This is a genomic window from Paenibacillus solisilvae (assembly GCF_042656405.1).
Taxonomy (GTDB): Bacteria; Bacillota; Bacilli; order Paenibacillales; family Paenibacillaceae; genus Paenibacillus_Z; species Paenibacillus_Z solisilvae.
This window is the reverse complement of sequence record NZ_JBHSOW010000033.1, coordinates 1-9,797: the sequence shown is the minus strand read 5'-3', so window position 1 is coordinate 9,797 and position 9,797 is coordinate 1. Positions and strand designations below refer to the sequence as shown.

At 47.1% G+C, this 9,797-nt stretch carries 8 protein-coding genes; 3 read left to right on the top strand and 5 right to left on the bottom strand.

Annotated elements, in window-relative coordinates:
• From ACFPYJ_RS09895 to ACFPYJ_RS09885, 3 genes are all read right to left on the bottom strand, one after another.
• The coding region (locus tag ACFPYJ_RS09895; protein WP_379187962.1) for an AAA family ATPase at positions 1-1,901 on the bottom strand (1,901 nt) is incomplete at its 3' end.
• 2 nt (positions 1,902-1,903) lie between these two features.
• Positions 1,904-3,244 (bottom strand): metallophosphoesterase family protein, encoded by a 1,341-nt coding sequence (locus tag ACFPYJ_RS09890; RefSeq protein WP_379187961.1) that lies wholly within the window; start codon positions 3,242-3,244, stop codon positions 1,904-1,906.
• Positions 3,245-3,262: 18 nt separating this feature from the next.
• Complete coding sequence (locus tag ACFPYJ_RS09885) at positions 3,263-4,405, bottom strand: glycosyltransferase family 4 protein (protein WP_379187960.1); 1,143 nt, start codon at positions 4,403-4,405, stop codon at positions 3,263-3,265.
• A 210-nt stretch (positions 4,406-4,615) separates the two neighbouring features.
• On the opposite strand from ACFPYJ_RS09885, the gene ACFPYJ_RS09880 reads away from it, so the two are divergent.
• Both ACFPYJ_RS09880 and ACFPYJ_RS09875 read left to right on the top strand, forming a co-directional pair.
• Positions 4,616-5,818, top strand: a complete 1,203-nt coding sequence (locus tag ACFPYJ_RS09880) for a GGDEF domain-containing protein (protein ID WP_379187958.1) — start codon at positions 4,616-4,618, stop codon at positions 5,816-5,818.
• 322 nt (positions 5,819-6,140) lie between these two features.
• A complete protein-coding gene (locus ACFPYJ_RS09875) occupies positions 6,141-7,394 on the top strand; it encodes a stalk domain-containing protein (RefSeq protein ID WP_379187956.1) in 1,254 nt (417 codons plus the stop codon).
• A 209-nt stretch (positions 7,395-7,603) separates the two neighbouring features.
• Here the strand turns inward: ACFPYJ_RS09875 and ACFPYJ_RS09870 are convergent, their stop codons facing one another.
• On the bottom strand, positions 7,604-7,753 hold the full coding sequence (locus tag ACFPYJ_RS09870; protein ID WP_379187954.1) for a hypothetical protein: 150 nt from the start codon (positions 7,751-7,753) through the stop codon (positions 7,604-7,606).
• Between the two features lie 28 nt (positions 7,754-7,781).
• A complete protein-coding gene (locus tag ACFPYJ_RS09865; protein ID WP_379187953.1) occupies positions 7,782-8,627 on the bottom strand; it encodes an Hcp family type VI secretion system effector in 846 nt (281 codons plus the stop codon).
• A 469-nt stretch (positions 8,628-9,096) separates the two neighbouring features.
• Here ACFPYJ_RS09865 and ACFPYJ_RS09860 point away from each other — a divergent pair, with 469 nt between their 5' ends.
• Positions 9,097-9,654, top strand: coding sequence for an Hcp family type VI secretion system effector (locus ACFPYJ_RS09860; protein ID WP_379187951.1), 558 nt, complete (start codon positions 9,097-9,099; stop codon positions 9,652-9,654).
• Positions 9,655-9,797 lie beyond the last annotated feature (143 nt).

The window sequence follows — 9,797 nt, the reverse complement described above, 5'->3', positions numbered from 1 at the left end:
CCGGCTGCGCCGCGCGGTGCAGCTTCGCGCGCACCGCGCCAGCGCAGCTGCCGCAGCAGCGCAGCCGCGGCCAATGCGGCCGCGGCCGCGCCGGCGGCTATCGCGGCCATGCGCAAGCCGGCCGCGCCAAACCCCACAGCAGCCATAGCTGCAAGCCCAGCTGCCACCCACAGCCAGTCACCTCGAATCGCGGAATTCTCGCTCATTCTCGGCGACTCAGCCGCAGCTTCATGCGCAGCGCGAAGCTGCTCCATCTCAAACTCCCGCCATGCTTCCTCGAACACACGAGCCGCATGGCGGAGAGCATCCGGCTTCTCCGGCACTAACCCAAACCATTCATCTATAATAGTGTAAGCAGAGCTGCTGCCGTTACTTCCGTTACTTCTTTCTTCACTTCTGTTATCACTTCTATCTTCACTTCTGTTATCACTTCTGTTATCACTTCTGTTATCACTTCTGTTATCACTTCTGTTATCACTTCTGTTATCACTTCTGTCTTCAATCCCGTTATCACTTCTGTCTTCAATCCCGTTTTCACTTCCATTATTACTTCCGTTATCAGTTACGTAACTCCCGTTACTGTCACTGCTCCGGGCTTGACCTTGCCTCTTTGGTTGTCCAAGCTCGGTCTCCAGCTCGGATAATTCGTTCAACTGTTCTCTTATCGAGTGAAGCTCCGCCTCAGCTCGATTCCGTGTCCGGTCTGCTTCATTCATAGCTGCCCGCATCCCACGAACCGACTCGCGATCCGCAACCGTCACGCGCAGAGAGCGGAGCTGCAGCTGAGTCCAATCCGGTGCGATGCGGTACAATAATCGTTCCACCGCTTCCCGGTGCTCCCGCTGCTCCACTTCCAACTCTCTGCGCTCCAGCCGGGAGGCATTTATTTTCTCAACGGAGAGAAGCAGCGCCTCAATCTCATCCAAATGAGCCATTAATTCGCTGTTAACGGTTAATATCGATTTCTCTTGTTCCACCCGTTCAGCCAGCAATCTAACCCGATCCAGCTCCCTCTGGACACGATCACGTTCTGCTGCTAATGCCTCCCACCGTGTTCTGGCATCGGAAGGCAGAATAGCTGTTAACTCAAGTGCCTGCACTTCCTTTTCCAAAACCAGCCGATTGACCCACAGCGGCCAAAGCGAGCAAGCTCTTCCGAGCAATATTGCGCGATCGCGCAATATTGGAAGCCGTTTATCCAGCCCGTCAAGCTCCGCTTCCGTCCCTATCCGCTCTTGCGTTAATTCATTAAAGACAGCTATTCCATCGTCTAATTGCCTAAGCTGCGATTCCGTTTGTTCCAATGCTCGAACCAGCTTATTGATTTGCTGTGTACTCCCGCGAGGTCGATACAGCCCGTCCAGCTGCGTGCTGAGCAGCTTCTCCGTCCTTGCAATGCTCGTCCCTCCGTTCCAGCCCGCGTGGTAAAGCTGCTTCCCAAGCTCATCACCTTCCAGCATCCCGATTGCCTGCAGCTCAGTTAAGGTGATGGCAAATAACTGACGGAAGACTCTCTCATTCACCCCGCCCAAATAGTAACGCTCCCACATCTCTTGGGTTAACGTTTCCTGAACGTCCATTCCTCCAGCTTCAGCGGATGCCTCATAACGGCGAACATTCACTTTACTTGATGTATGACCAAACCGCTCTACCACATAACCCAGACCTGCTGAATCCCGAAAAAAAAGCCGCCCTCCGTGCCGCCCCCCGGCAACGGGCTCAAGGCGCTCCGATCTTTTTGCCTTTGAAGCAAAGCCGTAAAGCATAGATCTGATGAAAGCCAGCGTCGTGCTTTTTCCAGCTTCGTTAGCTCCGTAAATAACCGTTACTGGCGCATCAAAATGACAATGAAAATGATGCAGCTTCCCAAAGCCTTCAATATGTAATCCGGTCCATTTCATTATCAAGCATCCCCCTCGCCGGAATCCCGTTTCTCAGCCGGTGCTGTTTCCGATTCTTCGGTAAGAAGGCCTGCAGACAGCTCTCTTGCTTGCTGTAATAAGATCGGAGACCGATCCTTCAGTTTCGAACCTAATAATTTTCGCAATCGCGGATTCAGCAATAACGGAGCTAATGCTTCTTCAATAAAAGCTGCGCCGGCAGCAGCATCCTCTTCAAGCTCTAAGCTTTCGCGAATAAGCTGACCTGTGAAGCTGTCCTCCGCTGCCAAAGCAGCTAGGTCTATCTCCACGCCCGTTCGTGTTTCAAGCGCATAGATCCAACACCAGGACTGCGAGAGCTTATCCGTCCCACCATCTTCATCACTAAATTGAATTCTTAAGCCCTCCAGTAATTCCTGCGCGAACACAGGGTTTACCAAATGGCGGTGCATCGGGCCGCGGCCCTCTATCTTCAATTTAATCATGCAGGGCCTACCCTGACTTAACAATCGTTGTTCCTCTACCGCACGTCCCACAGCATGCAGCAGTGCATGTTCGGTTGCCAAATTAGCAATAGACACGGCCGCTTCCTCCCACCTTACAGCATCAAGCGGAATAAAAGTCAGCACCGTTTCCTTGGTCTGTGAAACTTCAATGAGATAACATCCTTTAGCCCCTGTCTCACGTGCATGTCTGCCCTGCGTATTTCCCGGATACACAACATGAGGATAGGTATGCAGAATTTCTCGGGTATGGATATGGCCAAGAGCCCAATAATTAAATCCGGCACCTGCTAATTCAACCAGTGAACAAGGCGCATAAGGATCATGTTCTGCCGAACCGTCGACATTGCCGTGCAGCAGCGCAATATGGTAATGCTCTTCTGCTGTATTCGGCTTATATCCAGCGGCGATATTATCCGTTACAGCCCTTGAACCGTATGACATACCGTAGATATAGGCAGCCAGCTGACCATCTCTCCGGAAAGCAGGTACACTTTGAACGCTGTCTGAATGGAATGTATATACATTTTCCGGCCATTTCAAATTTGCCCGGCTGCCTGACAGATGGTCATGGTTCCCGTGAATCACAAAGAGCTGCACACCATGGGCATGCAGCTGCTGCCATTCTCTTTGGAGCGCAAGCTGCGCACGCAGGGAACGATTCGACGTATCATAGAGATCACCGGCAATGACGACAAAATCAACCTCATTGGAAATAGCGGTCTGGACGAGATTATGCACCGCATCGAAGGTTGACCTGAACAATGCCTCCTGAACATAGGAAGGTGCTTCTGACAGTCCTCGGAACGGACTGTCCACATGCAAATCCGCCGCATGGATGAAACGAAACGATACGCTCATCATTTCATTTCCCCTTTCTTACTCCGTCGCCTCGGACTGCGGATTGATTTCAAGATACACTTGCTTGAGTTGAGAGATTACCCTCTGCAGAGAGTAAACCTTCTTCGCTTTATTCCAAGCGGTACGAGCCAGATTATATCGGAAGGTAGGATCACTGATTACCTTCTCCAGTGCATTGGCTAATGCAAGCGGGTCCTCAGGCGGTACAAGCAGCCCGTTAGTCCCGTCTTCAATCTGCTCTGCAATCCCGCCGACATCCGTCCCGACGAGAGCCAGCCAACATAACGCAGCCTCTGCAAATACGGAACCAAATGCTTCCGCCCTTGACGGGAGCACAAAAACATCAAAGAAAGGCATGAACTCCTCCGGATGAAGCATATAGCCGTAGAAAATAATGTCGTCATACAAATTCAGCTGCAAAGCAAGCTGTTCCAGCTCGGTCCGGATTGGACCGTCTCCAATGATATGAAGCACAAACCCCTGCCCCCGCGCTTTGAGCTCTGCACAGGCATGCAGCAGAATATCAAGACCTTTTGCAGGAACAAGCCGGCATACAGTGATCAGCTGAACAACTTCATTTTCATGAGAAATCGGTTTGAACCGCTTCTCATCAAAACCATTGGGGATCACATGAATGGCCTCGGGCCGCTTCACATAAGGCGTCATATATTGACGAAATGACTCAGACGCTGTTAAAATCCGGTCCGTCTTCGCTTCGAGCTCTCCATAAATGGAAGTCAGGAAACGATGTTCCGGACCGCCCTCGATGATTTTGCCATTCAAAATCAATTCACGCTCATAACTCGAATGAATGGTCATGACAAGCGGGGTATCCGGATAAAGCTGCTTCATCACAAGCGCAGGAATAGGATGGTGGGCATGAATCAAGTCATAGGACTTGCTCATCCGCAGTTTCGTCCACCAAACGTAATCACGGTAGGTTTGCAAATACTTATCAATCGTCGGATTGCCTTCGTACAAAGCAACATCAAAGGTTTCGAACTGAACAGCTTCCTGCCCTTTTCCTCTAACCCGCTTGGGCAAGGAGAACAGCTCCGTCGGCCACCCGAGCTTATTGAACCTCTCTTGTATATAAGGAACCATTGAGGACACTCCACCCGGTTGTTCCGGCGGAAAAAACAAAGCTTGTAATATATTCATGCGCTTGCCCTCCTAAGCGTTTCATCAGAAACGCACTTCGTAAGCATATTCTTGACGTTTCATCAGAAACGCGAATTCTTCAGGTAGAATCGTGGTATTCGGTCTGCCAAAATTATGATATACTAGAACATATGTTTCTGTAAAGCTGGCCTATCAATGATCCCGATCGTAATCAGCTATGAAATAAATATCATCTTAGGTGGTTAAATCATGTCGATTTTGCAATGGCTGGCCGGGTCAACCGGTCAAATTTTCGCATCCGCTTGTGTAATAACCATACTGCTGCTTATGCTGTTTATGTCTGTTCGTCTTTACAAAAGCTACCGCCGCAACAAAACTCATCGCATGTTAATCTTTACGCTTCCCGTTGTCCTGCTGCAGAATGCTGCACTCATCAGCTTAACTTTCCCGAGTATGTCCCATTCTCCCTACTTGTATTTGATTCATTCGTTCACGGGACTTCTCTCCTTTATTATTATAAACTTTGTTTTCATGAAATTGTATACTCCGCCTTCAATTAGATTGAAAGGCATGCCATTTCTGCTTATGTTGATCGGGCTTGTGCTTATTACTGCCGCACAAATCGCTTTTACGCCTGATATACTGAACCAACCAATCAGCCAGGAAGGATTGGAGCTTCTGGCTGTTGATTTTTATGGGCTCGTATTAAACTTTGCTATCCTGCTCAATTTGCGCGGAATCGAGCAGCGATTCAGCTATTCTGCTAGTTTAATTGTTTATTTTGTTTACCAGCTCTCACGGCTTGCAGACAGTTATGTCTTCCATGGCAAGGTTCCGATGCTTGTCATCCTGAGCCATTTGCTGCCGGTTGTATATTATACGCTTCTCTTCTTACTCTTGTTCGAATGGGTGCTTGACCGACTTCTATTGACTTTCCAGTCCTCTATAACAGACGGCCTGACCAGCTTGTATAACAGGCGCCACTTCCACAAGAAAGCTGAGCAAATGCTTCGTCAAACCAACCGAATTGCAATTATTTTCTGCGATATTGATAATTTCAAGAAGCTTAATGATACTCAGGGACATCACAAAGCGGACGGCGTGTTAAAGCAAGTAGCCGACATCATTCGCGAAGAAACGGCCGGTATTGGCGCTGCTGGGCGATATGGCGGTGAGGAACTCCTCGGTCTAGTAGCTGCCCCGGGCATCAAACCGGAAGAAGTAGCAGAGACCATCAGAAACCGTGTTGAGAAAGAAACGATGGTTACGATCAGCGTGGGAGTGAGCGTTTCGCGAGATGGGATAGCGATTGAGGAAGTTATTAAGCAGGCCGACGAAATGATGTATAAATCCAAAACCTCCGGTAAAAACAGAGTCTCTCTTCATCCCTCGATGCAGCGGAGCCGCTCTCGGTCTTCTGAAGACTCACCCAAACAAAAGGCTCAAGGCTGATTTCAGACTGCTTCATCGCGGAAAAGCAACCGGTTGAAGCAGTCTATTTAAATTTCTAAATTTCTATTAAATTTACTAGGAATTGATAGGTATGAGAGATTTATTCCTGCTATACTTGTAGCTATGGTTTTGATGCTGCGGTTTTACGATTCATGCTCCCGTTGTAGATCGCTTTCCTCATTATCAAAAACATTCAGCGGTAGAAAGCCATCTACAAAAGTCGTTCGAATTCGCAAAACCTCCGCTGCAGTTGTGAATACGGCTTTGTGCTTCTGATGCGAGTTATTACTCGGACTCGCAAAAACGTTTAGGAGTTGAAAACATGCTAACTAAGATAAGATCGTCATTATTGGTTGCCAGTTCCGCACTTCTGCTATTTTCAGGACTTTCCACCGTTTCAGCTGCTTCTGTTGTCCGCAAGCCAATCAGCATTATGCTCGACGGTTTTCCTTTACCTTTTCCAGCTGCCCCTTTTGCCATGCAGGGGACAACGATGGTTCCTTTCCGCGCCATCGCTGAAGCTTTGAATATTCAAGTCATGTGGTCTGAGAAATCCCAGACTGTCCTTGCGACGAAGTCCCGGAACGGGAAATTGACTCAAGTTGTTCTTCACAAGAATGACAAGAAGGCCCTTGTAAATGGTCAGCAGAAGCTTCTAACCGTTCCCCCTTTGGCCAAAGACGGTTCGATCTTCGTTCCGCTAAGCTTTTTCAGCTCTCAGTTCGGCGCAGCGGTAAGCTGGAATGGCGCTTCACAGACGGTTTCCATCACATCCCCAGTAGAGAAGCTTTATACAGAAGCTTTTTATGCGATCTCTTCTTTCAAAGAATTAAGCTATGTCAAGAAATTCAATTCCGTTTCCTTTGGTTGGACTCGTATTGATCAGACAGGCAATTTGACGCTTACCGGAAAAGATTTCTATTGGCCGGAAGCTGCAGGAAATATTACACCTGAATCAATCATATTGGATTCTGCAAATGCCGGAGGCAAGCCTAATCTTATGGCTGTAGCTACTGACGGCAGTGGAGAGCTTACTAAGCTTCTACAAGACAAAAACCTGCAGACAACCGTTATCGAGCAGCTTGTCACGCTTGCCTCTGAGAATAATTTCAGCGGGATTACGCTTGATTTTGAAGGTCTCGGTCTAACAGGCGATATAGCCGCTGTCCAGCAATCCTATAACGAGTTCGTTCGTTTGCTCGATCAAAGCGCGCAAGCCTCGAATCTGAAGCTAACGCTTGCGCTCCACCCGCTCAATGGTTCATACCGGGGTTATGATTATAAGAAGCTTGCCTCCTATGCCGATGAAATTATCATCATGGCTTACGATTATGCATACGATAAAGCCCCAGAACCATTAACTCACGTTAATCAAGCTATTCTGCTTGCAATGAAGGAAGTTCCAAAGAGTAAGCTTGTGCTCGGAATTTCGATGGGCAGCGAAACCGCTCAGTCCATATCCGGCAAAATCGGATTAGCCAAACGTTACTCTCTTAAAGGGGTGGCCTTCTGGCGTCTTGGTCTCCTTGGCGCTAACACATTGAGTGAAATCCAAAAGTCCATCGAGCTGGAATAACGAATTTTCGGAACTAACCGCGATAAGCAGACAATTTAGACGCAGCTATTTGCGACCGCTTCCCTATTCACCCTAGGGAAGCGGTCGTCTCGATTTTTTGGGCATAGAAAAATCCCCACTGGTTAACAACATAAACTCATCATTAGAGATGGCGTTTTCGTTGTCAGCCATGAGGATATCTCCTATTGCAGAACCTCTGCGCTCTTCATTTAACTTTCCATCAGCTGCCGCTTCCAGAAGCCTTCAGCGCTTTCTATAAATTCCCACTCCTCGGTTGTATACGTGTGTTTGACTTCTAATATCTCAAGAATTGGGCAAATCCATACCTTTTTTTCAGTGTGCTGCGCCTCTTTTTCCATAGTTTTTCCACCTTTTTCTTATTATTATTTAAATCTGACGCGGCGGAGTTCCTTTATCAAAATCCGCAAACCATGTTTTCTCAACGTTCCCTGCTTTATCAATACTGCGCCACTCCAGGTTATGTGCTGCAGCTGCCTGAACAGTGAACGTATCGGTATAGGTGACCCATCCGCCACCATTAATACGATATTCTGTCCTGCTTACTCCAGAGCCGGAATCCGCTGCGGTAAGTTTTACGGTCAAGGCAGTTACTTTATTCTTCGTTGACCGCACTGGAGTAAACGTACTCTGCGTTACAGGAGCTGTCATGTCCTTAGAAGGGCTGCTGTCTCCATTCTTTTCAAGATCCCATCCACCTTGAATCGGCGTTTTTGCCGGGTTCCCTTTTGAATCAATAGGCCAATATGTCCATTTGATTTTCCCGAATTTGATAGCAATCGATTCCGTTAGGTCATCAAAGCTATAACTGCTTACAACAATGTTCTCGAATTCGAACGTCAGAAACTCAACTTCCTGGCCCTTTCCTGCTTGGCGTGTAAATGCAATTTTGCCTTTAGAAATATGGGTTCCTTTGAACTCATTCAGCATTAATGGAATGGAGGAAGAATCGAAGTTTTTCTTGAAAATAAAGCTATTGAAGCTGATCTTTCCATCTGCATGGCTTGGATCAAACGCCGTTAATTTCCCGGAAATTTGATAACTGACAGAGCTAAGATCAATCCACTTTTCGTAACGTTTATCTACGGAATCCCCAGAAATGCCCTCCAGCTTCAAATACACATGATTGTTGCCATCGGCCGCGGCAGCTGGAACCACACTGAAAGTCAGAACCAACAAACAAGCCGCAAAAATAGACAAAAGATATTTTCTCATGTACTTCGACTCTCCCTAAAGTCTTTTTGATACAATATGTATCTTTAGAACTAGTATATTCGGTATTCGAGGGTTTGTATAGAGTGGCTTAATTTCCGGAGTCCTATGTATCTTCAGGATGTTTCTTGCGAGGTGAGGAAAGGTATTTTCTAACTAGTTATGGTTTTGAACCTATATCGGTTGGATCGCAATTACCGTTCAAAGATCTCTGTCGTATCAGGTGATGGAAGGACAATGAAGTGAAATCGAGTTATTTTATTATATGCCGGTACTGTCAAAAAAAGCTGCCGAGGCGCAGCGAAAAAGACATTTGTTCCGGTGCAGCTGCGCCGCAGCGATGAGACAAAAAGAACATCTAAAAACCTAAGTTTATTTCGAAAAATACGGGATATACAAACCATTGAAATACGAATATACTAGTTCTAAAGATACATAATGTATCAACAACTATTGGGGAGAGTTGATTTATTTGAAAAAATTTCTTTTGTCCGTTTTAGCAGCTTGTTTGTTGGCGCTGGCTTTTAGTGTGGTTCCCGCTGCCGCAGCTGATGGTAACGTTCAAGTGTATTTGCAGCTGGATGGTATTTCGGGGGAATCCATTAATAAACGTTATGACAAGTGGATCGGTCTCACGTCTGTCAGCTATCAAATGTCCGGGGATTCAAAATCATCCGGTTCAGGCTCGGGTTCGGGTTCCGCCGGGAAAATCAACTTCGACAGCTTTGCTTTCACGAAAAATTTCGATTCTTCTTCCATTCCATTAATGATGAGTGAGTTCAAGGGGACGCATATCTCAAAAGGTAAAATTGCATTCACGCGCCCATCCGGAAAAGGTCAGGAGGTTGAATTTCTGACCCTCGAATTCGACGACATTGTGGTAAGCAGTTATAGGTTCGATGATACGGAAGAATCGATTGAATTAAAATTTGGAAAAATCAAATGGACGTACTGGCAATTTGATGCAAAGGGCAATCCATTAAAGCCGATCCAAGGCGGATGGGACCTCGCGCAAAATAAGCCAATATAACCAACAAAAGCCTCAAACCCACATCGTGGGAATAGAGGCTCCTTAATTTTCATCAGAAAGTCCGTGGGCTCCCTATCGAGGCCACTGAAAAAGTCCTTCTGAATAAAAAGGCACATCCCCTCATTTTTTTGAGGGGATGTGCC